This window comes from Aureispira sp. CCB-QB1 (genome assembly GCF_000724545.1).
Lineage (GTDB): Bacteria > Bacteroidota > Bacteroidia > Chitinophagales > Saprospiraceae > Aureispira.
This window is the reverse complement of the sequence record NZ_JHBV01000002.1, coordinates 36,976-60,538: the sequence shown is the minus strand read 5'-3', so window position 1 is coordinate 60,538 and position 23,563 is coordinate 36,976. Positions and strand designations below refer to the sequence as shown.

The window sequence follows — 23,563 nt, the reverse complement described above, 5'->3', positions numbered from 1 at the left end:
TGTAGGGGAATTTTTATATGCAAATTAAAACTTTAACAGTCTAGGAAATAGTCGATCGTATGCTATTGAGAAAGAGTCTAATTTTGAGGTTATAAACCGTTGTGTCAAACTGTTTTAAAGCTATCCTTGTTGGTGTTGCTCATCTAGAACTCGTTTGTATGCTTGTTCAGACACACTAGATGTCGGATATCGAAAAGCGTGGAAGACAAGCATAGCCCATCCAGCAATGAAAAATAAGCCTCCTATAGGAGTTATTGGACCGATAATTTTAGTCGAATCTTGCAAAGATAGCAATTCTTTGCAAGCCAAAAGGTAAATAGAGCCCGAAAAACAAAGTATTCCTATAACAAAGCAAATCGCACTTCGATACAGCCAAGTAGGCTTTACAAACCATTGACTCGCCATAACAACAATCAATAAGGTAATTGTATGATAATAATGATATTGAATACCTGTTTGATAAGTGCTTAGTTGACTAGTACTTAACTTATTTGCTAGTGCATGCGCTCCAAAAGCACCTAATATAACTGCTAACATACCCAACACCCCCGTAATGATTAAAAGTTTTTTGTACATAATGATTTTACTAATCTAGCAAACTAGTTTTAAATATAAGTGATTATTAAAAATAATGCCCGTGACAAAAAATTACGATTTTAAGGTTCCTAGACCCTCACGAATAACTTCGGGATAATCAGCAGTACAGTCTACAACAGTTGATGGAACATTACCACCAAAGCCTCCATCAATAACGACATCGACTAGGTTTTTGTAGGCTTCATAAATTTCGTAAGGATCGGTAGGGTAAGGGGTAATCTCATCGTCAATATTTTTGATAGAAGTTGACATTATCGGATTGTCCAACTGGGCAACCAATTGGGCAACAATCGGACTATTGGGAACCCGAATACCTACATTTTTTCGATTGTTTTTTAGCATTTTAGGGACTTGGGTACTTGCTTTTAGGATGAAAGTAAATGGCCCAGGGAGGTTTTTGCGCATTGCTTTATACACATTATTGCTAAAGGGTTTGGTATAAAAAGAGATATTGCTCAAATCGGAGCAAATAAAGGAAAAATTCGCTTTTTGAGGCTTGATTCCTTTGATGCGGCAAATACGTTCAACGGCTTTGTTGTTGGTAATATCACAGCCCAGACCATACAAAGTATCTGTCGGGTAGATTACCAAACCACCATCGGCAATAATTTGAGTAACTTGCTTGATTTTTCGTTCTTCGGGATTGTCGGGATGGATTTCTAAGTACAATGCTGACATAACACTTGATTTTTAAGGAAAATAGAATAGAACTATAAGTCAATAAAGCCATGAAAAACAAGCTTTGCAGGACCACAGAGCCAAATATCGTGAAATAACTGATCTTGGCGTTGAAAGCGTACATTTAAAGTGCCTCCTTTGGTTTTTATATCAACAGGAGTAGGGGCATTGTCTTTTGAAAACGCTAAATGATAAGCTAATGCTGCTGCTGTCACACCTGTTCCACAAGACAACGTTTCATTCTCTACACCACGCTCATAGGTAGCTACTTCTATGCAATTTGTCGCTTGTATGGCTACAAAATTGACGTTCGTACCTTCTTTTTTATAAGTCTCATTATTACGAATTGCTTTACCTCTATTGTAAACGTCTAGTCCTGCAATTTGTTCCACAAATTCGATGTGATGTGGAGACCCCGTATCTAAAAAAATAGCTGCTGGATTATAATTATGGATAGATACATCACTCATTTTTAACTCTACATAATCATCTTTTGGCAAAACAGCATCATGAGGACCATCGACGGCTAGAAAATGGGCTTTATGGTCTTTTATAATGCCTAGAAAGTTTGCAAAGGCAGTGATACAACGTCCACCATTGCCGCACATACTACTCAAGTGACCGTCTGAATTATAATAAATCATTTCAAAATCGAACCCTTCTTTGTTTTGCAGGAGCATTAAACCATCTGCGCCAATTCCAAATTTTCGATGGCACCATTGAGCAATAGTAGAGGGAGAAAGTTCTGGAATGGATGCCATTCTATTGTCTATTAGGATGAAATCATTTCCTGTTCCTTGGTATTTGTAAAATGGTATTTTCATGTGTGTAAATCGGGTAAACTGAATTTACCTAGTAGAATGATTGATTATGAATGAAGTTGATGACAAATAAAATGTTTTGGTGTGATTTAAGTGTTTGTAAATTAGTATTTTATAAGGTTGGTTGGTTGTGGTGAAGTAGTAAAGACTCCCCCAATAGAACCCTAAGTTGTACAAAATCATTTGTAATTGTCATTGGTGTAAAAGTACAAAAAAAGCCTTAAAGAACGACACAAAAAATGTATCTTGAGTTAAAAGACAGGATTCCTTTTGTTTTGCCATCCTATTTTGGCGAGTTATTGATCCAACAAAAACTAAAATCATGCAGAACTACACCATTATTATCCCGAAGGAGACTCAAGACCAAGCGAAAAAATATTGGAAACAGATACAAGATAATTTGAGGGACGCAGGGCAGTACGTTTATAATGGTTTTAGATATAAGGATGCAAAAAGTTGCACCGTAGATGATTTCTTAGAAGTCTTGTTACAAACCAAAGTACCTACGATTTTTGCAGAAAGTGCGGTTTATGGAGACGGTCGAGATTGGAGTTTGGTGGAACTAGGAATCTTGGGAGATATTAGTATTGCGGTACCTGTGACGATTTTTGATAATGGCCGCCATCAAAATCCTTTAATACATCAAGAACCTTTCGATGGTATCTTGTTGTATACGCCTGGTGCTTTATTAAGAAATGATACGGGGAACGAACCTGCTGATTGGAGTGCCGTAACAACAGCAAAAAAACTGGATTATGACAAATATTATAAACTATACGAACGTCGGTTGTTGCCATTGTTGAAATATGCAGATGTAGAAGCTGCGAAAGCAAATAAAGAAGCGTTTATAACCATACCTGGTTTGGGGTGCGGTATGTTTGCTGGTCGATTTCAAGGGCAGTTGGGGGCTTTGTTGAAACAGGTGCTCATTGATTTATTAGAAAATTATGGAGGGCAGTTGTCCAATATAAAAGCTGTCTATTATGACCCTTATCAAGAATGTAATAACGAACGCTTGGAAATTGAGGGCATTTCTTTGATGGTTCGCCCTTTGGCAAAGGGCAATGAAGGAAAATCTCAACTAGCAAAGTTATCTACTTTTGAAGAAACTTCAGACGATTTTTCAAACTGCTTATTGTTTAGTCTAGTTGCTTGGGATCATGTTTCTTGGCCTGGAAACGATTTTTATGTTAACTCTAGGGCAACCGATGATGGTGTAAAGGCAGCGGCAACAAGTTCTATGTTTGTGATGACAGGAATAGAAGGTGCTTATGATAAAATAAGTTGTTGCTATCAAGCACCGTCTCCTTATCAAAACTGGAAACAAGTCATTATTAACAATCAATTGAAGTTGAGAATAAGAGGAAATTTACAAGTATTGTAGCTGCTGATGAGGAAATTTAAATAGATAAACTACCCCAATATACTAAACCGCTTAAACATAGTAATAATAGCCATTGCCCTAATTTTATATAATTCTTAGGAAACGATTTGGATATAGCAATTGTCAGAAACCAAACAATTGCGTAACCTAAAAAGTAAATTGCTAATACTTGCAGCAAGGTTTGAGAGGTTGTTAAAATATCTGTAAAATTAATGACAGTCAGCCCAAGGGTAGCAAACAAAAGGTCAAAAGAAACCCAATGCCAGCCACAACGTGCCATCGTCCATTTTTCTTGATGGAGAAAATCATTTTCAGGATCGGAAGGAGGGGCAATCATTCTTATTTCCTTGTCTCCAACAAAAGTATGGGCAAAAAAAGCTAACAAACAAAGGGTATTGGCAATTAAGAGTGGGATATTCATTGGATTTATTTTTAATACGAGATCCTTTATTTAATTTCGTATAAGCATTACTCCGTTGAAAAATCAATGGAGTAGTAATAAGATGAGTGTTGAGAGATTGCTGTATATCAAATGATAGAAATAGACAATCGCTGTTGATAATTCAAAGAACGAAATCAAGGTATTAAACTAAGTGTAAATTTTCATAGATTTACCTCGTTTTTTTCGTTGTTGATTATCCATTTTTATTTTAGGAATAAGCGAAATGGCTCCTAGTTTACTTCCAATTTTAGCAGCCGAAATAACACCACCAAAAGCAGCACCAGAAACTCCCATAATCATCACATCGGCACCACTTAGGTAAAGGTTAGGAATAGAAGTTTGAGCGTTGAGACAGGTTAAATCAAAGCGTTGTTTACTTAAATCCAAACCATACATGGCACCTTTAGGACGCTGCGTAAACTTTTTTAAACTTAAAGGAGAAGAAACCTCAATATAGTCTATCATATCCTTAAAACCAGAGAAACGTTTTTCTATAAAAGAGATATAACGTTCGGCAACCATTTTTTTGTAATCCTCGTATGCTTCGCCTCTGTTTTGCCAGTCAGTATGTTGCCATTGTTCAAACGTTTTGTACTGAGTAAAGGCAACAATTTCGGCAGTATGTGCTTTTCTGGAAGGGTCTTTGAGAGAAGGAAAAGAAAGAAAGCAAAATTGAGCAGGATTTTTTGCAATGTCTTCGTTTTTGACAAAATCATTGTGATTATAATGATTAAACAACCAAAAATTTCCCCCTGTAACGCCTAATTTCTCTTTTGGATTTTCTTTTAATCCTAAATAAATAGTCATTGCTGTATGTCCAGACTGTATCTGTTCTATCTCTGGGTGGATGGGATTCCGAAGTAATTTTCTAAAGGTATTTTTAGCGCCTATACTCGAAACAATATTGTCTGCATAGACTGTCTTTTCAACCCATTTTCCCTGCTCTTTGATCCGATAAGTACAACCTATGGCTTGACCATTTTCGATCAAAATTTCATTGACAGAAGCATTGCACAAACATCTCCCACCTGCCGCTTCAATGGTTGGAACAACAGATTGAGCAATGGTTTTGGAGCCGCCTTTGGGATAAAATCCCCCAATACTATAATGATTAACAATCATACAATGTCCCCACAGTATACTCTCGTTTGGAATGGTAGCATAATCCCCCCATTGAGAAGTTAGCAAAGCCTTTAGTTTGGGATCTTTGAAGTTTTTATCTAAATAATGCTGTGTAGTCTGCATGAAAAATCCTTCCTGAGACTTTTTAAGCAATGCCATTATCCAACTTAACGGACGAGGAAGGGTTTCTTTTAAGAACCAAAAAGCAGCCCAGTTAGCGGCTGATTTTACATGCTTAAAAAAACGTAAAATAGCTTTCTTTTCTTTTGGGAAAAGTGCACAAAGGTCTTTTTTATACTGTTCTAAGTCTGAACTGACACCAAATCGAAAGTCAGGATACCAAAATGTATCAAAGGGATCTTTAATTTTTTCCCATTCCAGCTGACCATTGCTAATATAATCATAGACCTCTGTCATTAAATCTCCTTGCTGTAAAAAACCGATATAGTGTACCCCAACATCCCAGTTATAAGTATTGGAGGCTGTTTTTCGCTCAAATTCATGCGTTAAACCTCCTAATGTCCAATGTTGTTCCAAGACCAAGACTTTTTTATGATAAGCTTTGGCTAGTAGGGCGGCGGTGGTTAGTCCTCCAATTCCAGAACCAATCACGATGGTATCGTATTTATTTTTCATTCGTTTGTCTTATTTCAATAGTAGTGATAGTTACGTTAACACGATCTTAAACAGAGCAGTGCTTCTTAAACAATAGTTAGCTGCGCTGCTACTACGTGGTCGTTGAAACCACAAAGTAGCAATGCCGTTAACTACTATCTTAAAAGTAACTAGTTTTTGAATTACAACAAAAAAGAAAGCCATTCCGAAAGCTTCAGAATGGCTGTAATTATATTAACTTGTTTTATAGATTACTATAAATTATCTTCTACCACAACAACATCTTTAAGTTGATAAGGCAATTTTAAGAAATCTGTGGTGTTAAATTCTAAGCGACCTCTAATTTTAATTTTACGTTCTGTATAGGAGATAGGTTTTTTAGGAAATGCCTCCATAACAGATTCTGCCCCTGCGCCACCGCAGAAGAAACAAGAAGCTAAAGGAAAAGCCGAGAACATAAATTGTTGTCCATCGTCATCCAAATCAGCCATTGCATCCGCAGCAATATCATGAGGGATAATAAAACCTTCTACTTCAATTATCTTTCCTTCGTATTGGCGAACTCTTTTTGAAATTTTAGGTTCAAAAATAACATCGTCAACACTTTCATCAAAACGAATATCGAATTTTAAGGTTAGCAAATCTTCCCAAGGACCTACAGGTTCCATTTCCTTTTCGACAACAAATTTGCCATCCATAGGATGGTCAAAAACTTCACCTAAATTGGCAGAACTATATCCTTCTGCATATTCGGTTGTTGATTCTCCAACACCACGAGTAGCAGCAACAAGATTTTCTCGATCTATTAAGTCCTTGTCATTGGATTCATTACTACTGAACATTCCTTTGAATAGATTAGGACGTAGACAAACCAATAAACTTAATAAGATTATAAAAAAGCCTATTTTCTTAATCATGTTTTCTTTTTTATTTGAACAAAACACTTTGTAAATGCAAACTCTATTCCTAAAAAAGAGTCGTTCCCTTCATTTACAAGGTTACTTTCTAACATGGTTTTAGAAATCTAAAGTATTCCTATCAAATTTCAAACTATTATAAATATAGTATTTTTTCGTTTTAAAGCAACATTTAGATAACTACAAAGATACATTTTCTGTTGTATAAGCCTAAAGGCTTCACTTTTTTTTAACAATTAGCTTTAAATACTAGATGTTGTTATAGTGTTATCTTGTATGGTATAACCATTTAGAAAGCTTTTGATATCCATGCGTTTGCGTTTGGTTAGTTGGACATCTAGTAAGTTGACATAACCATCTTGAGTTGCTACTTTTAAGAATTTTTTACCATCTGTTTTAAGAGTGCCTGGTGGATAATTGTGTGTAGTGGTTTCTTTTTGAGTTTTAAAAATTTTCAATTTTTCACCGTCTAAAGTTGTCCAAGCAGTAGGGAAGGGGCTCATACCGCGAATAAAGTTGTGTACCGCTTCTGTGGTTTGATCAAAGTTGATGTTACAGTCTTGATGAAAAATTTTAGGTGCATGGCAAACTTGGCTATTGTCCTGTGGTTGTAATTGATAATTACCGTTCTCAATGGTCTGAACGCTTTTTAGCATCAAATCAGCTCCAATTACTTTTAAGCGATTGTATAACTCACCTGTTGTTTCATTTTCTCCAATTTCTGTTTTGGCTTGAAAGAGCAAATCGCCCGTGTCGATTTCATGTTGCAACAAGAAGGTTGTTACACCAGTTTCTTTTTCACCGTTTACAACAGCCCAATGAATGGGAGCTGCTCCGCGATATTTAGGTAATAAAGAACCATGCAAATTCATCGTTCCCAAAGGAGGCATATCCCAGACAGCTTCAGGCAACATACGAAAGGCAACCACGATTTGCAAATCGGCTTTTAAGGCACGCAATTCAGCTTGAAATTCAGGACTTTTTAAGTTTTTAGGTTGTAAGATATGGAGCCCTTTTTCTACAGCATACTTTTTGACATCAGATTCTAGCAACTTCTTATTGCCACGACCGCCCCATTTGTCTGTTGCCGTAATAACGCCTACAATATCGTAGCCATTTTTTAATAAAATATCTAAAGAAGGAACCGCAAAATCAGGCGTTCCCATAAAAACAATTCTCATGTAGATTCTATTTATACCCTCCAGTTACCATAGTATAGCAACAGAGATGGGCAAATTATTACTAAAATACACTTGTGTTGAGTTAGTAGTTAGTTGAGCTGCTACTTCGTGGTCGTTGATTACTTCGTGAGCTCGTGAGCGCAGTTAACTATTGTTGAGTATTAGATGATTTTTTCAACGCCCACTTGTTTTAGGCGATTGATCATATCCTTTGGATCTTCGGCTTTGAAAACAGCAGAACCCGCTACCAATACATCGGCACCCGCTTGCAATAAAACTTCTGCGTTTTGCAACCCCACACCACCATCAATCTCAATTTTGGTATTTAAGTTTCGAGTGATAATTTCAGCTTTTAAATCTCGTACTTTTTGCAACGTCGAATAAATGAACTTTTGCCCTCCAAACCCAGGGTTTACAGACATCAAGCAAACCAAATCAATTTCTTCTAAGATGTCAAACAATAGGTCTACTCTAGTATGTGGGTTTAAGGCAACACCAGCTTTAGCTCCTGTTGCTTTAATCTGTTGCATCGCACGATGCAAGTGGTTGGTTGCTTCGTAGTGAATGGTAATAATATCGGCTCCAGCGGCAGCAAATTCTTCAACATATTTTTCTGGTTCCTCAATCATCAAATGACAATCCATTACTTTGTCTGTTAAAGGTTTGATGGCTTTTAGGACAGGGAATCCAAAAGAAATATTGGGCACAAAACGACCATCCATGACATCTACGTGTACCCAGTCGGCATTGCTCTCGTGTAACATTTGGATGTCTCTTCCCATGTTGGCAAAATCAGCAGCTAGAATTGAAGGTGCAATTAAGTGTTTCATTGTTGTTGTCTATTTTTTGAAAATGAGTTTGAAGTCAAAAGTAACTTGATTAAGATTCTTCAAACTGTAGGAATGTATGGTATGGCACAAAAATAATAGAATCCCCTAAGAATAGGTAAGAACTCAAAATTATTATTAAACATTTTGTTCTCCTGCTTATGGTTTCAACGAATTCTGTTTTCTTAAAAGAAAGAAAAGTAATGTTCTTAAAATAGTTTATGTTGATTTTGGTTGGTTGTAATTCGATTTTGATGATGTTCAATCTCTTGCATGATCCAGTAAGCTAATTGCAAGGCTTTTAACCCATCTTCTAAGGCGACTTTTGTTGGTTGGTTGCTAAGAATGCTATTGGCAAAGGACTCTAATTCCATTTTAATAGCATTGTTGGGCTTGGCTTCGGGCATATCCAATTCAATATAGCGTTTACCAATACTGGTATCCAATTCCATGCAGTTGTCTTTACCTGTTGGAATTTGCTCGTGAATGCGCACCACTTCTGTTTGTTTGTTTAGAAAATCCAAACTCAGATAGGCATCGGATTGAAAAACTCTCAATTTGCGCATATTTTTCATAGAAATACGGCTGGCTGTAATATTGACAATGGCGCCATTTTTGAATTCTATTCGAGCATTGGCAATATCTGCCGAAGAACTAACAATAGCAACGCCACTCGCTTGGACAGAATGAACTTCGTGAGGAATTAATTTTAAAATAATATCCAAGTCGTGAATCATTAAATCCAATACAACAGAGACGTCTGTTCCTCTAGGATTAAACAAGGCCAACCGATGCGCTTCTACAAACATAGGATTTAAGTTTTTATCTTCGATGGCTAACAAGGCAGGATTAAAACGCTCTACGTGTCCTACTTGTGCTTTGATGGGTTGGTTTTGTACCAATGCGCAGAGTTCTTGTGCTTCTTGAAGCGTATGGGTAATTGGTTTTTCGATAAAAAAATGCTTGCCAGCAGCAACAACTTTTTTTGCCAACTCAAAATGGGTAATGGTTGGCGTTACAATGTCTACTACATCTACTGCTTCGATCAAGGCTTCAACCGATTCAAAAGCTTGAACATTCTGTTCTGTCGCTATCTTGGAGGTTAACTTTTGGTCTACGTCAAATAAGCCAACTAACTCGTATTGGTCAATCATTTGAATGCATTTGACATGAATTTTACCTAAATGACCTAGTCCTAAGACGCCTATTTTGAGCATGTTTTTGGTTTATTTTAAATCTAAAGCACAAGATTTTGCCAAGTCTTCTAATTCTTGAAATGTAGGTGCCCAGAGATTGTGTTTTATAAAAATTGCTTTGGTTTGTTGATAAGAATCCTCATGGAGTAGAATGGTTGCTTTGGTAGCACTGAAAACAGTACTAGGAATGCAACGTTTCATGATTTTGGATAAATGAGAAGTCAGCCGTCCTTTTTGGCTATATAGTCCTTTTTCAAAACGTTCCGCTTTATCTAAGATTTCTTCTAATTCAAAAATAAGTTCTTTACCCAAGGCATAACGAACATCGACCAATCTATCATCATCGTTAAGGTTGATTTTACGAATGGTTTCCTTTCCTAAATCTGTCTTACCATAAAGTCGATATAGTTTAAAAGAAAGCTCGTCTTGAGGATTGTCAATAGCAGGATGGATTAAAGGTGTCTCCACAACATCATGGTCGTTTTTTGTGGTGTTGCAACGTTGACAACAAGGAAGTAAATTTTCCCAATCTAGTACTTTGTCTTCAAATTTATCTTTATGATAAAAGTGCTCTACTTGCATATAGTTACTTGCTTGAACAACATCACATTCGCAGTAACAACATTTGTTGTTAGACATTTTTAGAAGTGCTTGTTTAATATCTTTTCGTTTCCAAACTGCCTTTTTTTTATTTTGTTTGAATAAATCGGTTAACTCTTTTACAAGGGCATCTGTTAATCCAATAGGTCTAGGTTCAAAGGTTAATTTAATCATTACTTAAAGATGCCATTTGGAGTTTTAACAATTCTAATTTTGCACTTTGGGGGTTTAAAATCTGTTTTAATTCTTCAAAAGCTATATTTGCTAGCTGATAATTATCTTCGTCTAAACCTTCATTGAATCTTGATAAAAGTTCTAAGTATTTATCGGAACGAATTTTTGCTCCCATCCCCATCAAATCAGATAGAATTTCTTCTATTGTCCAACCTTGAAAGTTGGTTTCTTTGGGCTGATAAATACTTACTTCATCTGTTTCCTCATTCTTTTGCAAGACCACCACATTAATATCATCTGAAGATTGAATTACCAAAGGGCTGTGAGCAGTAACAATGAATTGCGTTTTAGGAAACTTATCTCTCAAAAAAGATACAATTTTACGTTGCCATTCGGGGTGCAAATGCAAATCAATTTCATCAACCAAAACAATAGCTGGTTCCGCCAATGGATTGTCGCTAGTAGGATAACGGTCAAACATACGTTTGGCAAAGTCTACGACCCAAGTGACCAAACTTTGGTATCCCGAACCCAATTGATTCACTAGAACTCTTTCGCCTCCTTTGGTGACGAAGTGGACGCGCCTATTTCCGTTTCCACCAATTTCTATGTTGGTAATATCGGGTAAAATGGAAACTAGCGTATGGGTAATTTGAGTTAAATTTTGTTGTGCTTTTTTATCTCCATTTAGAGCATCGAATTTTGTTCCTAAAAACCATTCTTCTGCGTTGATAATGGATTTTATGTCATCTTTAAACAAGGACTCTGTCCGATCATTGAGCTGGTATTCTATAAATGTACTTTTGCCTTGTTTTCGTTGGGTTCCATATGCATCTATTAATATTTCATTAATGAGCAAAGGATTGTATATAATAGGGCTTGAATAAAGATAAAATCCAGTAGTATTATGAGGCAAGTTTTTGTGTTTTAGCTGAGTAGAATTGAGGATAGCATCTTCTTTCTGTAACCAAAAATTATGTAAAGCTGCAAAAGCTTTAGTATTAGAGTAAGAACGAGAGTCGTATGCTCGTTCAAATTTTAAACTTACGTGAAAACCTCTATGTGTTTTAGGAAGCTTACTAGTATGTTTTAAGGGAGGGGTTACTGAAATAGAAATTGTCTCAAATCCCGCCAAACACCGCAAAAGCGTAGTCTTCCCTGTATTATTATTTCCCAAAATAACCGTCCACATAGCAGGATTATCATCATTGTCTGTAAGGTCAATGGTTTGTTCTGATTTAAAACAATGGATGCCCTCAATCGTCAATGATTTAAAATAAACGGCGGGTGAATGTTGTTCTTCTTGCTTCATTTTTTGCATATAATTTGAATCCCAAGATACACATTCCAAAAAATAAAACCCACCAATCCATCTACGATTTTAAAATAAAAAACAAAAAGCCTATTTTGTAGTTTCAAAGACCAGTTATAAGAAGGGAAACATAAGACCCAAACAACCAAAAAAGAAGCAGCATACATGAGCCAAGTAACGGTAACAGTACCCGTAATGGTACAACATTTAGAGATTAACAAACAACAACAATATCATATTGCCCCTATTTTTTTTCCAAATCCTGTTGCCGTCAATCGGCGTTATGAGGAAGCCGTCTCACTGTTTAAGAAAGAAGTGCGAGATCATTTTAAAGGCTTAAAAATTGGGCGTTCCAATGCTGATTATTTGTTGTGGTATATGTTTAGCCCTAAGATGCAACACAAGGTGCTAAAAATGAATTTTGTAGCAGGCAAACAATCGGTAAACGGTTCTTTTAGTATCATTTATTTTCAGCTACAAGAAAAGACATTTGTGTGCTTGCCTAGTTTTAATTCTTTTGTTTTTGTCATGGAAGAAGCTGAAAACAGCTTTAAAGACATTAGCATCCAAACACAATTGGTGATTGAAAAGCTGTTGCGGATTTACAAAAAAAATGCTGGATTGACTACGTTGGATATGGATCCCTACTATGCCAGTAAAGGAGAGTTTGTGACTACCTTGGAATTTAAGGTGAATGTGGCGCATAACAACTTTCGATTTGAGAGCAGTGCGGACGATTGGATGTTTGCCTTTTTTGGAGGGCAGGAAGATTTTGACGGTGCCGAAGAAGTTGGAAAGGTTGGCGTAAATTTAAACGAATTGTATCCAGTTGGTTTGAAACGGGCTTTTCAGAGAGAAGAATTGGTGCAGCAGTTGTCAGGGATTGTTTATCAACAAGAGAATACACCGATTGTATTGGTAGGAGAGGAAGGCGTTGGCAAACATAGCTTGATTCACGAAATTGTCTATCGTTTCTGCAAGACATGGGATAAGCCAGATACAGAAAAAATGACTAGGCTTTGGCATATTGACCCTACTCGTATTATTGCAGGAATGAGTGTGGTTGGTATGTGGCAGAAGCGTTTTGAGGCAATATTGCAACACCTTAAAACTCGTCAAAAAGGAAAAAAAACAGACAAAATCCTAATCAACAATGTGGTAGCAATGCTCCGTATTGGCAAGTCGTCACAAAACAGCATGACTTTGAGTGATGTTTTGAAACCTTATCTGGAAAAACGCTTGTTGCAAGTTATTCTGATTGCAACACCAGAGGAATGGAAAATTATACAGGAGAAAGATCGTCGGTTTACAGATTTGTTTCAAGTAATACGGATTCAACAACCAACCTTAGAAACAGCGGTTAAAATGGTTTTGGAAGAGCGCAAACGCTTGGAATTACAACACCAATGTACCATTTCAATCCCAGCAGTTCGGCAATTATTTACCATTCATAGAAACTATTTTAAGCGCAAGGCCTTACCTGGTTCTGTTTCAAAACTGTTGACACAATTGGCGGTTAAATATAGTATGCAAACGGTTGATGTAGAACAGGCACAAGAGGAATTCGAGATGTATAGTGGTTTGAGTAGCCAAATTTTTGACATGGGGTACACGTTTGAAGAAAATGAGGTGCGCCAACATATTGAGGCCTCATTGGTTGGTCAAAAAAATGCCGTAGATTGTTTGACCAATGTGATTCACACCATTAAAGCCAAATTAAATGATCCTAACAAACCCTTGGGCTCCTTCCTGTTTATTGGTCCGACAGGAGTTGGTAAAACGGAAGCGGCTAAAATTATCTGTGAATATTTGTTGGGAGATGCTAAAAAGTTGATGCGTTTTGATATGAACGAGTATATTGACGAAATGGCTTTGTCTCGTTTGATTGGCGATTATTATAATCCAGAAGGACAGTTGACAGGAAAAATTCGTTACAATCCTTTTGGGGTAGTTTTGTTTGATGAAATAGAGAAGGCACATCCTAAAATTCATGATTTACTCCTGCAAGTTCTAGATGATGGTCGTTTGACAGATGCTTTGGGGCGAACGGTTGATTTTGGAAATACCATTATTATTATGACCTCTAATATTGGAGCGTCAGATGTAGACAATCAACTTGGCTTTCAAACTCAAAAAAGTACGGATGATGCTATTTATAGGAAAGCGGTAGAGAATTTTTTCCGACCTGAGTTCATTAATCGAATTGATAAAACAGTTATTTTTAACGCTTTAGAGCTAGAGCATATTTTAGGAATTGCCAAACTGCAAATTCAGAATTTGTTAAGTCGAGATGGTTTTGTGCGGCGGACAACTATTTTGAATATTTCAGACGATGCTCTAGAGTGGGTGGCTAGACGTGGGTTTAATGCTAAAATGGGAGGGCGTGCTTTGAAACGTCAAATAGAAAAGGATTTAACCGCTTTTTCGGCAGAGCAATTAATTAAAACAACTTCTGACCAACCTGTCATTTTTGATATTAAGCTGAAAAATGGAACCTTATACCCCAAGATTGAAGTACTTGATTTTGTCAGCCCCTTACAAGAAAACTTTTTACCTCCAATCCCTACCGAGAATCAATTAAAGCGGTTTTATGGTTTTCTGATTGAAGAAATTGAATCCATAGAAGATCGTTTGGCCGTCTTAGATGCTGAAGAGGATTATGTAATTGATATGAATGAAGGGGATGATTTGGACTGGCAATATTATGACTTAAAAAATCAATTGGCAGAGAAAAAGGAGGATGCGAATAGAATGTTGTTAGGGGTGAGAAGCAAGTATTTGGATCATATCGTATCTACTTCTCTACGCTTAAAAAGTGCTGGAACAAGTAGCATTATTTATAAACGAGATACGACTAAAATTGATAAAATTTTACTCAAAGAGCAATTGTTTCAAAAAAGCGCGTTGGAAGAGTTGCGTTATGTTTATCAAAATGCTCCTGAGCAATTCGATCGCCAGCAGTCGGTGTACTTGACTGATTATTTTGATGTAGCTTTTCTAAAAGTAAAGGTAGAGCATTTGGAACGAGAACAATTGGATAAGCTAGAAATTGAAATTCGCTCAACGATTAGCAATCAAGGGCAGGAAGAAATAAAATATTTAAAACGGGTTTACAAAGCAATTTTTGAAGAACTAGGATTGTCTTTTAAGTTGATTGATGCTGTTTTTTATATCGAAGGTTATGGGGCACACCAATTGTTAATTGCAGAGGCGGGGTATCACTTGTTTTATCGCTCGCATCAAAATCCGTTGCCTATACAGGTAGAAATTCGACGATCGGAAGAAAAGAAGGTGGAACTAGGAACTAATTTTGTAGTACGGTTGTATGATATATCGTTGGGAGAGGAGCACAAGGCTTCTACCATTACTGATTTGAGAACAGGATATACCAATCAAGCACGAATCACAGCGAACGAATATAAGCTGTTTTTGTACGCATCTTTGCTTCTTGAAAAAAAAACAGAAAAAAAAGTTTCTTCTTAAATACTTGATTATGTAGTGACTAGGTTTTTTGGCAAAAAAAACTTTAAAAAAACTTTAAAAAATACTGCTCAAATATTTGCAAGTACTGATTTTTGCCCTATATTTGCATCGCACTAGTTACAAGACATGCTTGTAATCGCAACAAAATAAAGAGTTGGTCTGGTAGTTCAGTTGGTTAGAATACCTGCCTGTCACGCAGGGGGTCGCGGGTTCGAGTCCCGTCCAGACCGCAACTTTTACAATAAAATACAAAGTGAGTTTACTCATTTTGGTCTGGTAGTTCAGTTGGTTAGAATACCTGCCTGTCACGCAGGGGGTCGCGGGTTCGAGTCCCGTCCAGACCGCCCTAGAATAAAGGGTTTCAGCGTTTGCTGGAATCCTTTTTCTATTTGGTTGAAGTATGGTTGAGATTTTTGAATATTTTTAAAACAAATTTCTTTGATTCGTCCTTTTAGCATTTTACCTCAATTATGCCTATTTCTTTTCCAAAAACATAAGAAGTCTCTCAATAGGTTTCAAACACCTTATCTACCTAAATTTCTAACTTAAAGGTAAGTTACTTCAACTTTTTCCTCCTTCAAACACTTTTCTAAGAGTAATTCAATTAATTTTTAGATAATAGCATAATTTACTCTTTAAGAAGCGTTTATGTTTCGATTTAGATTGTAGTTTTTTATGTTACTAGCTTTTCTAGCTCTTGTAATTTAAGAAAAAATACGCTTTTTTTCAACTTTTACTTCAACCGAATTTTTGAAAAGCTTGAGATAGCTCTTTTTATTCTCGTTTGAGTTCACTAGTTGTATTTTCTCCCTTTCAAGACTTAGATTTTAAGGAATGCAAGAGTTTTTTGAAAAATAGAGCATATTTATAAATAAGACAGGACAAAATGTCCTCTATTCAAAATGGCTAAATAATAGCCTTTTATATACAACAATACGGTTTATTTTTTTTCTCAAGTCTAATGCCTTGTATTGGACTTCGTATATCTGAAAGTAAGCAGTACCTAAAAATTAAAAATATCAATGGACGTAATTAATGAAATTAAAAAAGAGTTACACAACACAAGAGATTGCCGAATTGCTTGGTATTTGCAAGAAAACAATAGCAAGAAGAAGAAAAAAGATAGCAAATGATAAAATGAAAAGTGATTGGGTAAAAAAGAAAGGAACTAAATATTATCACAAGAAGCAGTTTCTAACAGAATTTATTCCCGAAAAAATCCTAAGCTCAAATGAAGAAGATTTAGAGTTAGAATTGAAAAGGATTAAAACTTATGTGAATAAACTAAAGAATCCAAATGACCTAGCTACATTCTTATCCTATCTTGATTGGTCATATTTCTGTACAGTATCTTACGAAAAAGATTTATCGCCTGAGCATTGTCGTTCAAATATGGATAAGTTATTTGATGAGCTACGAAAACAATATCCTAAAAAATCGCTTCGTATTTTGTTTTCAACAGAACCGTTTAAAAAACGTGGTGGAGGTTTTCACAATCATATTGCTTTATTTGGCTCATTAGAAAATGAAACTATTCAATCTATTTTAGATAATCAATTTCCTCATGCCATTAATCATGTTGAAGACTACCGTAACTCAATGGCTGGAATGAATTACATATTAAAAGATTGGAACAAGATGGATGGTTTATATTGGGGAATAAGAGGAACAGACTTAGAAAGAGATGGGGAGAGAGTACATAAGATATTGGAATGTGCATAATCCCCCCCCTTGTTATCCTAAACCCCTCTCTTCCTCCTTTATATAGGGAGGTGTATATAATAGGTGATGAGGTGCTTTAAAAATTTTTTAGAATTTTTTAGATTGCCTTTTTTGGGTTTTTTAAGGAGTTGTTTTGGGTGAGTGGTTGCAGTTTTTCTTTTTGAGGAAGAATTGATATTTATATATGTATGTTTCGAGTAATATAAATCATAAGTCAAGCTAATTTAGCGAAACGGTTATAAAGAGCTTAATTTATTTATATTCACTGAAGGAGAATAAGAGAGTGCTTGTTCTCCTTTTTTTTGTAAAGCAGTTCAATAACTGATTATTTATTTCAAATAATTTTAAACTAAATTAGCATTTTTTCGCCTGAACATAGGGTATGAACTACAGTTAATTTGTGAGTGAATTGAAAATTTTTTAAGCCTTTTGGTAGAATGTGTTAAAGTGTTGATTATCAGTGTTTATGGTTGTACTTGTGAACGCTCTTGTTATTATAAATAAGGAACTCTCAAGTACACTTTTTTTATAATGAAATACTGTGTTATTCTTGCTTGTTAAGATGGATTAAAATATACAGTTTTTTAGTAAAGAAAGATAGCTAATGTTTACTTTGGATTTGAAGGAGGAATTAGTGATAAGATGAGGATTGGGTTCTGTTATTTAAGAAAAAAGGTGAAAGATACTGTTCTTCCACCTATGTTTTGTTTTACCAACAAGCTCTCCATATTGTCCCATCGTAAACCATAAGTTTATTCTGAGTATCATCCATATACATATCTCCTTTAGATGGATTACTAGGGGCTGTTGCTCTTGGTTCTAGTCTCATCACGTTGTTAATATGTAGCTTTCGTTGAGGGGCTAATGTACCTATTCCAAAATTTCCTGATGTGCCTGTGAGAACTGCATGATTTGTGTTTTGAGTCATAAACATCATGCTAGACCCATATCCAGCCAACAAAGTATCTCTAACTTGTACTTTCCATTGGTTATCACATAGAATTAACTTTCCACCACTTGTTCCTCCTCCACAAACCACAAGTTGCCCTCTATCTACTCTAAGGTTTCCATCTGTAACATTTAATTTTCCTGTTGGGTTATTTGTGCCAATACCAACATTTTTATAGGTATAAACGGTATCATCCTTAACTGACCAAGCAGCAGAGTTCTCTGCATATAAAGCATAGGGAACAGATAGCATTTGAGTTGTTCCAACCATTGTATAAGTAGTACCTCCATTTTCATCCATTTCAAGTTGGAGATAATGAGAATTAGTCCCCCAGTTAATCGAAGAAAATGTACCAGCTTGAACACTACCTCCTCCAATCTGAATACTGAAAAGACCAAGAGTATTTGTTGTCACATTGTGAACTTCTGCATATTCTATTGTACCTGTTGGAGAGCCACTTAGAATACTCATTCTAAGGCTTATATTTTGGCTTGTAAGAGGGTTTCCTGATAAATCTCTTGCAACACCTTGGTAATTTATTAATTGTGGTGGAGATTGGCAAAATGAGGACGAAATGATAGTTACTAAGATGATTATTGTAAGTAAATATTTCATTGCTATTAAATTTTTGTGATTTTGAATGATTGAATAGTTTTGAATGAAGATTGTAGGGATAGGAAGTATGTTCCAGTCGGCAAATCTGATATATCTATGCTCCATTGCTTTTCATTAGTCATAGGCAATAATTTTTGAATAACTTTTCCATCATTACTGCTCAAAATAAATCTAAGGTTGGAGGGGATTTGTTCGTCTATTTGAACATTAATTTTGCTTGTTGTAGGATTAGGAAATGTACTGATGTAGATAAGTGGCTTTTCTACATTTTTCAATGGTGAAACGACAAGATGAGGCTGGTGAAAACCTTGAGAAACCATAGAGTTTGTGCCATTAATTGTTGTAGTAAAAACTTCACCTACTGTCCAATCAACTACAGTATTTGTTCCTGTTATTCGATTTCCTGCAACACCTAGTACTTCAGGAGAAGAACTTTGAGCAATTGTAGAGCCTAAGGAAATACAGATAATTATAAAAGTCAATTTCATTTCATGGCGATTTATATATTATGAAAAATTAAACTTGTCTTTAAAGATAACCAAAAATTTTAACAAATCATAACCTTTATTCATTTACCAATTGTGAATATGGATTTTGAAGAATTAAAATTACATGTAGGAAGGCGAATAAAGCACTACAGGGAGAAAAAAGGATTGCAACAGCAAGCGTTGGCTGCTAAGATAGATTATGACAAATCTAATATGAGCAGATTAGAAGCAGGGAAGATGAATGTAACTCTTCTTACATTACATACTGTAGCAAGGGCTTTAGATATTAATATTGAAGACCTTCTAAAATAAAGAAATCAATCTATTTTCATAAAAGAAATGGAATCATAATCTTCTTTCAAGTGTTACTTTTAAATATTTGATATTAAGAGAAGTACAAATGGAAGAAAGAATAAATACAATCACACACAACCTTACTCAAAAGATAAGTGGAAAACCATATTCCAAAAATATAAAAAAGACTGCCAAAGAGTGTTTTATAGACCTATTAGAATACCTAGAGAAATTGAAACACACGCATAAGTTTAAGGATAAAAGTCATACCTCAAATTATGTCATTGGGCTAATATACAAAAACCACACAAAGGGGAAAACGAAAGTAGAATATAGAAATTATGCTAGGCAACAAATCTGTCTAGCAATAAAATACCTTAAGTCCTTGAAAGATTTGATTGAACAAAAACATGGCAAACTATCTTTTCATTCAATATCTAAGTACAGTCATTTGATTCATGATTTTATTATTGATTTAAAACCATTCATTGAGCACTTTGAACCTTCTCAGGTTTTCTTTGACGGATGGAAAAACTATAACCATAACTCCATTGAAATATTAAGAGCAGGTGAAAGCTTTATTTGGTCATCTTCCTTAATTCCTATTAAGCAAAAAGAAGCTACTAATTTCTCTGTCTTTGCATTAAGGCAATCACTTGAAATAAAGTTTAAAAGAATTCTAGGACTTCATAGCATTCATAACAAAAATCATAATGGTCCTAAAGTGAGACATGATTTTTTCATTAATTTTATTAGCAAAAACTCTGATTTACTAGAGTTTCCTGATTACAACTTTTCGGATTTGTTTAATTTGTACTCATGGACCAATCATTGTATTCATAATGCTGTTATTCCTAGGGTGTGGGAACTAATGTTCGCATATGATTATGTTCGTGAAATCTTTAATGCAGGCAAAGCTAAGGTAAATGGTAAAACGATTCTTGCTGTTGGAGGGAATGTTAAAATAAAAGACTATCAAGTACTAAAGGAAAGATTGTGTCTCAAAATAGGACAGGAATGCTCAATAGATGAAATTTACTGTGTAAGTTTTATGGCAACCCCCGAAGCTATTGTCTTAAAATAATAGATTACAAAATCAAATATAGCGTTTTACGAAGCTTTTTTGTTAATTGACTCAACAAAAGGGATTAAATCTTCATCAACAAAAGAGTTGGGTCTCCAACCTGAAATGAGATTATCCAATAAAAAACTATCACCTATACTTAAAGCTAAACTCCCTGTTCCTCCTGTAAACATATCAGCTAACATCCCCGTCCAAGTAAAAAACATCCATCGGAAACTCTTCCCTGTGGATTTGTCAACCCAAGTACCTTTCGTGACTTCATCATAGTATTCTTTAATTAAAGATTCATCAGAACCAATGTTACCAAGCCATTCTTTGAATTTACTCGCCTTGTCAATAAGCTTTATTAATTCATCAATGGACCGATTCCCCTGATTTATTGTTTTACTAAGAGAATGCCCCTGAGACAAAACTAATTCAGAAAAGCAATCAATTTTTTGAGAATTGTTAATTGACCTTTCAATAATAGACGTTATCTTTTCTTTTACAAGTGAAAAAATGACTGGATTAGATGCAAAATCACTATTCAAATCGGATGCAATACAGGAATCTAATCTTGCGCTGGTTAAGTTTTCAAGGATTGTATTAGAGTCAAAAATCTGATTAGGACTAAACTGATTTATTACTTCAAAGGGGGGATTGGTTTGAATAACAAACCCTTCTCGAATTTCTTCTTTTAGTATTTGTATCTCTTCAGGGGTTATGTTTAAGACGGGGGTGTATAAATTAATAGCTTGAGCAATAGCTCTTTTAAGATAAGTATTATCATCCAAATCATTATAGATGTATTCCAATACTTTTTTAGAATGAAGGAATGAGGATGAGTTTTTTATTATTTTAGGCATGATATAGTTAGTATAAGCACTATTTCCCGTTTCTCTGTTGATTACCAAATCAAGTCTATCATACACCGTCTTGGTAGGGTGTTGGGCAAGCCCCATTCTTTGCCAATACAAATACTTTCTGCCTTTTATTTTTCTAGTTTCTGTAGCAAGCAAATTTTCTTCTAACATTACATTTAAAAAAGGAGTAGCCATTAACTCCACAAAAGAATCCAATTTTTTTTGTCTAACTAATTCTTGGAATAAAACAGGAGAACAAACTAAATTAACTTTCTGATAAAACAACATTGCTTCAGCAATTTGCCCTAAAACATTACTCTCGTTTTTTCGTGAGGATATTGTGATTTCTTCAAACATGTGAAATAATATAAAATTTATTAATTAGTAGATTCAGTACTTATATTAGGAAGGATGTATGAAATAGCTATCAAAAGGTAAGAGATAGGAATTGAAACGAAGGCAAACACAAGAAATGAAATTAATCCTGCTACTGAATAAGTAACCTTTAGCTTCACTATATCGGCAATTAATCCTATTTCAGCCCCTAATATTGCTTCCCAACAAATTGCCGCAAATAAAAAGGATATGGCTACAGAAAATAGCAATAGGATTGGAGTTAATGACTTTCTTGAAAACTCAAGACTGATTGGAATAGATGCAATAAACCCTAAGTAAGAATAGGCTATTATACTTGGGAGTGTAAAGAATGATATGTGATTCACACGATTAAAGTCCTCAACTCCTATCCAAGATGTAAAGACTATAGGAGGGAACACATAAATTAAGGAGATAATAAACGAACTTGGTGCTTTGGTTATAGCCCTCACTACTGCAAAAGCCAACAGAGCATAAATAACAACAAGTGATTTAGCTATAAGACTGGACAAACCAACTTTAGCCAATAAAAATGATTCTATTGAATTTAATGGTATAAAATATAATAGAATACAGAATAAAATGGCAAAAATGCCAGTTCCTAGATTGTTTTGGGTATTTTGATTCATGATATTTTGGGCTGATACTTAAAAGTAACATAAATAGAATAAGTATAGTTCCTGTTGTGTGAATTTTATTACATACAAACTTCCCATAATAAAACCATTACAATCTTATTTGCTCTGTTATGATTTCAGAAAACATTATTGAATTTAGGTCGAAACTATACAAAGATTTAGAGGCATTAGAATATCGTAGAATACTTCATGAAAATTATGAATGGCTTGAATCGTATTGGCAACAACAGTTTAGAGGCAATAATGGAATTCAACAATTTTGCGATGCACATGGAAATTTTTATTGGGAGATTGATTGTGTTATTGATATTGCAAAAGAGTTTTCAATTCTTCGCCCTGTAGGTAATTCCAATCAAGGCTTTAATCCATCAGAGAATATTCTAAGAGCAACCTATTGTTTGAAATATAATTCCAACTTGTTTGATGAAATTGAAGTTATAAAAGATGAACAAGAGATTGCTAATTTATGGCAAGGGACTCCGTTTAAAGCTGTATTTGAAATTGTTAAACAAATAAGGAATAATCTATTTCATGGTCAAAAAATGGAATTGGAAGACGGACAGTTTAATAGAAATAAATTATTAGTAAAGCATGCTGTAAATTTCACATCTTGCCTATTGGATAATTTGATTGAAGCAGAGCATATATTAAAGCAAAGTGAAGCTAAATGACAAAAGTTAAACACTTTTTAATTTGTCCCAAGCTTCAAAGTGCTCTCTTAAAGGACCATGATTTACAGTTTCACGTCCATCCCTTCTACCTAAACTAGCACCATAAAAATGTTTTTTTTGAGCTAGTAGTTCTCTGCCTGTAACTATGTAATATTCAGGTGGTCTCTCTATTGGATTAAGATAAACAAAGAAGTAAACTGTATCTTCCCTAATTTTTCGAGTATGGAGTGTAAAGCAGTTAGGTTTCTTTCTTAGTGTCTTTACCTGAATAGAATATGTTTTTTCGGTTTCTTCATCTGTTGCATATAAATCAATCGCTTTTGCATTCCCCATTGTTATTGCAACTTGATAATTTCTTTTAAGTAATTCTGCTGCGACAAAATACTCTCCTGATAATCCTGTTATTTGTTTATTGTATTTCATTTTTTTGTGTTTATTGTTGATTTATAGAAAAAAAATACTAGCATTTAAATTATTGACTATTAATTTATTAATAGTCATTGATTGTTAAAAAAAGTTGATTTTTTAGATATTTT

General features: G+C 34.9%; 22 protein-coding genes and 2 tRNA genes. 8 read left to right on the top strand and 16 right to left on the bottom strand.

What is annotated here, in order from left to right:
• Nucleotides 1-120: 120 nt before the first annotated feature.
• The 3 genes from CG11_RS00330 to dapF all read right to left on the bottom strand — a co-directional run bounded on the left by CG11_RS00330 (nucleotide 121) and on the right by dapF (nucleotide 2,099).
• Nucleotides 121-576 carry a DUF423 domain-containing protein gene (locus tag CG11_RS00330; protein ID WP_052591951.1) on the bottom strand — a complete coding sequence of 152 codons (456 nt, stop codon included), beginning with the start codon at nucleotides 574-576 and terminating at the stop codon, nucleotides 121-123.
• A gap of 72 nt (nucleotides 577-648) precedes the next feature.
• A complete protein-coding gene (locus tag CG11_RS00325; RefSeq protein ID WP_231512744.1) occupies nucleotides 649-1,275 on the bottom strand; it encodes an L-threonylcarbamoyladenylate synthase in 627 nt (208 codons plus the stop codon).
• Between the two features lie 32 nt (nucleotides 1,276-1,307).
• Nucleotides 1,308-2,099, bottom strand: coding sequence for a diaminopimelate epimerase (dapF, locus tag CG11_RS00320; protein ID WP_197043747.1), 792 nt, complete (start codon nucleotides 2,097-2,099; stop codon nucleotides 1,308-1,310).
• Between the two features lie 319 nt (nucleotides 2,100-2,418).
• Here dapF and CG11_RS00315 point away from each other — a divergent pair, with 319 nt between their 5' ends.
• Nucleotides 2,419-3,480: a DUF4804 domain-containing protein gene (locus tag CG11_RS00315; protein WP_052591949.1), complete on the top strand. Its 1,062-nt coding sequence runs from the start codon at nucleotides 2,419-2,421 to the stop codon at nucleotides 3,478-3,480.
• A 16-nt stretch (nucleotides 3,481-3,496) separates the two neighbouring features.
• On the opposite strand, the gene CG11_RS00310 is transcribed toward CG11_RS00315, so the two are convergent.
• The 8 genes from CG11_RS00310 to CG11_RS00275 form a co-directional block, all read right to left on the bottom strand.
• Nucleotides 3,497-3,901, bottom strand: a complete 405-nt coding sequence (locus CG11_RS00310; RefSeq protein ID WP_052591947.1) for a hypothetical protein — start codon at nucleotides 3,899-3,901, stop codon at nucleotides 3,497-3,499.
• A 168-nt stretch (nucleotides 3,902-4,069) separates the two neighbouring features.
• A complete protein-coding gene (locus CG11_RS00305; RefSeq protein ID WP_052591944.1) occupies nucleotides 4,070-5,680 on the bottom strand; it encodes an NAD(P)/FAD-dependent oxidoreductase in 1,611 nt (536 codons plus the stop codon).
• A 233-nt stretch (nucleotides 5,681-5,913) separates the two neighbouring features.
• Nucleotides 5,914-6,576 (bottom strand): hypothetical protein, encoded by a 663-nt coding sequence (locus tag CG11_RS00300; protein WP_052591942.1) that lies wholly within the window; start codon nucleotides 6,574-6,576, stop codon nucleotides 5,914-5,916.
• 242 nt (nucleotides 6,577-6,818) lie between these two features.
• Complete coding sequence (gene fmt, locus CG11_RS00295; RefSeq protein WP_231512743.1) at nucleotides 6,819-7,757, bottom strand: methionyl-tRNA formyltransferase; 939 nt, start codon at nucleotides 7,755-7,757, stop codon at nucleotides 6,819-6,821.
• A 161-nt stretch (nucleotides 7,758-7,918) separates the two neighbouring features.
• Entirely contained in the window at nucleotides 7,919-8,587 is a 669-nt protein-coding gene (gene rpe / locus CG11_RS00290) for a ribulose-phosphate 3-epimerase (RefSeq protein ID WP_052591940.1), read from the bottom strand.
• Between the two features lie 206 nt (nucleotides 8,588-8,793).
• Nucleotides 8,794-9,801, bottom strand: a complete 1,008-nt coding sequence (locus tag CG11_RS00285; RefSeq protein ID WP_052591938.1) for a Gfo/Idh/MocA family protein — start codon at nucleotides 9,799-9,801, stop codon at nucleotides 8,794-8,796.
• A 9-nt stretch (nucleotides 9,802-9,810) separates the two neighbouring features.
• Nucleotides 9,811-10,554 (bottom strand): hypothetical protein, encoded by a 744-nt coding sequence (locus CG11_RS00280; protein ID WP_052591936.1) that lies wholly within the window; start codon nucleotides 10,552-10,554, stop codon nucleotides 9,811-9,813.
• Complete coding sequence (locus tag CG11_RS00275; protein ID WP_197043746.1) at nucleotides 10,547-11,866, bottom strand: AAA family ATPase; 1,320 nt, start codon at nucleotides 11,864-11,866, stop codon at nucleotides 10,547-10,549. Before CG11_RS00275 ends, CG11_RS00280 begins: the two co-directional genes overlap by 8 nt.
• 165 nt (nucleotides 11,867-12,031) lie before the next feature.
• Between CG11_RS00275 and CG11_RS00270 the strand changes: the two genes are divergently transcribed.
• From CG11_RS00270 to CG11_RS00255, 4 genes are all read left to right on the top strand, one after another.
• A complete protein-coding gene (locus tag CG11_RS00270) occupies nucleotides 12,032-15,349 on the top strand; it encodes an AAA family ATPase (protein WP_052591934.1) in 3,318 nt (1,105 codons plus the stop codon).
• Between the two features lie 156 nt (nucleotides 15,350-15,505).
• Nucleotides 15,506-15,579, top strand: a tRNA-Asp gene (locus CG11_RS00265).
• 40 nt (nucleotides 15,580-15,619) lie between these two features.
• Nucleotides 15,620-15,693, top strand: a tRNA-Asp gene (locus CG11_RS00260).
• A 691-nt stretch (nucleotides 15,694-16,384) separates the two neighbouring features.
• Complete coding sequence (locus tag CG11_RS00255) at nucleotides 16,385-17,071, top strand: hypothetical protein (protein ID WP_052591933.1); 687 nt, start codon at nucleotides 16,385-16,387, stop codon at nucleotides 17,069-17,071.
• A gap of 709 nt (nucleotides 17,072-17,780) precedes the next feature.
• On the opposite strand, the gene CG11_RS00250 is transcribed toward CG11_RS00255, so the two are convergent.
• Nucleotides 17,781-18,635, bottom strand: a complete 855-nt coding sequence (locus CG11_RS00250; protein WP_156039608.1) for a hypothetical protein — start codon at nucleotides 18,633-18,635, stop codon at nucleotides 17,781-17,783.
• Nucleotides 18,636-18,640: 5 nt separating this feature from the next.
• A complete protein-coding gene (locus CG11_RS00245; protein WP_052591931.1) occupies nucleotides 18,641-19,123 on the bottom strand; it encodes a T9SS type A sorting domain-containing protein in 483 nt (160 codons plus the stop codon).
• Nucleotides 19,124-19,222: 99 nt separating this feature from the next.
• On the opposite strand from CG11_RS00245, the gene CG11_RS00240 reads away from it, so the two are divergent.
• Complete coding sequence (locus CG11_RS00240) at nucleotides 19,223-19,435, top strand: helix-turn-helix domain-containing protein (RefSeq protein ID WP_052591930.1); 213 nt, start codon at nucleotides 19,223-19,225, stop codon at nucleotides 19,433-19,435.
• Between the two features lie 67 nt (nucleotides 19,436-19,502).
• On the top strand, nucleotides 19,503-20,501 hold the full coding sequence (locus CG11_RS00235; RefSeq protein WP_156039607.1) for a hypothetical protein: 999 nt from the start codon (nucleotides 19,503-19,505) through the stop codon (nucleotides 20,499-20,501).
• A gap of 26 nt (nucleotides 20,502-20,527) precedes the next feature.
• On the opposite strand, the gene CG11_RS00230 is transcribed toward CG11_RS00235, so the two are convergent.
• Both CG11_RS00230 and CG11_RS00225 read right to left on the bottom strand, forming a co-directional pair.
• Nucleotides 20,528-21,700: a hypothetical protein gene (locus CG11_RS00230; protein ID WP_052591928.1), complete on the bottom strand. Its 1,173-nt coding sequence runs from the start codon at nucleotides 21,698-21,700 to the stop codon at nucleotides 20,528-20,530.
• Nucleotides 21,701-21,720: 20 nt separating this feature from the next.
• A complete protein-coding gene (locus tag CG11_RS00225) occupies nucleotides 21,721-22,347 on the bottom strand; it encodes a hypothetical protein (protein WP_052591927.1) in 627 nt (208 codons plus the stop codon).
• Between the two features lie 119 nt (nucleotides 22,348-22,466).
• Here CG11_RS00225 and CG11_RS00220 point away from each other — a divergent pair, with 119 nt between their 5' ends.
• Nucleotides 22,467-23,027, top strand: coding sequence for a hypothetical protein (locus CG11_RS00220; protein WP_052591925.1), 561 nt, complete (start codon nucleotides 22,467-22,469; stop codon nucleotides 23,025-23,027).
• Nucleotides 23,028-23,033: 6 nt separating this feature from the next.
• Here CG11_RS00220 and CG11_RS00215 read toward each other — a convergent pair whose 3' ends face one another.
• Entirely contained in the window at nucleotides 23,034-23,450 is a 417-nt protein-coding gene (locus CG11_RS00215; RefSeq protein WP_052591922.1) for a hypothetical protein, read from the bottom strand.
• Nucleotides 23,451-23,563: the final 113 nt, after the last annotated feature.

Coding starts and splice junctions, on each gene's coding strand:
- CG11_RS00330 (WP_052591951.1), bottom strand. CDS start 576: ATGTACAAAAAACTTTTAATCATTACGGGGGTGTTGGGTATGTTAGCA.
- CG11_RS00325 (WP_231512744.1), bottom strand. CDS start 1,275: ATGTCAGCATTGTACTTAGAAATCCATCCCGACAATCCCGAAGAACGA.
- dapF (WP_197043747.1), bottom strand. CDS start 2,099: ATGAAAATACCATTTTACAAATACCAAGGAACAGGAAATGATTTCATC.
- CG11_RS00315 (WP_052591949.1), top strand. CDS start 2,419: ATGCAGAACTACACCATTATTATCCCGAAGGAGACTCAAGACCAAGCG.
- CG11_RS00310 (WP_052591947.1), bottom strand. CDS start 3,901: ATGAATATCCCACTCTTAATTGCCAATACCCTTTGTTTGTTAGCTTTT.
- CG11_RS00305 (WP_052591944.1), bottom strand. CDS start 5,680: ATGAAAAATAAATACGATACCATCGTGATTGGTTCTGGAATTGGAGGA.
- CG11_RS00300 (WP_052591942.1), bottom strand. CDS start 6,576: ATGATTAAGAAAATAGGCTTTTTTATAATCTTATTAAGTTTATTGGTT.
- fmt (WP_231512743.1), bottom strand. CDS start 7,757: ATGAGAATTGTTTTTATGGGAACGCCTGATTTTGCGGTTCCTTCTTTA.
- rpe (WP_052591940.1), bottom strand. CDS start 8,587: ATGAAACACTTAATTGCACCTTCAATTCTAGCTGCTGATTTTGCCAAC.
- CG11_RS00285 (WP_052591938.1), bottom strand. CDS start 9,801: ATGCTCAAAATAGGCGTCTTAGGACTAGGTCATTTAGGTAAAATTCAT.
- CG11_RS00280 (WP_052591936.1), bottom strand. CDS start 10,554: ATGATTAAATTAACCTTTGAACCTAGACCTATTGGATTAACAGATGCC.
- CG11_RS00275 (WP_197043746.1), bottom strand. CDS start 11,866: ATGAAGCAAGAAGAACAACATTCACCCGCCGTTTATTTTAAATCATTG.
- CG11_RS00270 (WP_052591934.1), top strand. CDS start 12,032: ATGAGCCAAGTAACGGTAACAGTACCCGTAATGGTACAACATTTAGAG.
- CG11_RS00255 (WP_052591933.1), top strand. CDS start 16,385: ATGAAATTAAAAAAGAGTTACACAACACAAGAGATTGCCGAATTGCTT.
- CG11_RS00250 (WP_156039608.1), bottom strand. CDS start 18,635: ATGAAATATTTACTTACAATAATCATCTTAGTAACTATCATTTCGTCC.
- CG11_RS00245 (WP_052591931.1), bottom strand. CDS start 19,123: ATGAAATTGACTTTTATAATTATCTGTATTTCCTTAGGCTCTACAATT.
- CG11_RS00240 (WP_052591930.1), top strand. CDS start 19,223: ATGGATTTTGAAGAATTAAAATTACATGTAGGAAGGCGAATAAAGCAC.
- CG11_RS00230 (WP_052591928.1), bottom strand. CDS start 21,700: ATGTTTGAAGAAATCACAATATCCTCACGAAAAAACGAGAGTAATGTT.
- CG11_RS00225 (WP_052591927.1), bottom strand. CDS start 22,347: ATGAATCAAAATACCCAAAACAATCTAGGAACTGGCATTTTTGCCATT.
- CG11_RS00220 (WP_052591925.1), top strand. CDS start 22,467: ATGATTTCAGAAAACATTATTGAATTTAGGTCGAAACTATACAAAGAT.
- CG11_RS00215 (WP_052591922.1), bottom strand. CDS start 23,450: ATGAAATACAATAAACAAATAACAGGATTATCAGGAGAGTATTTTGTC.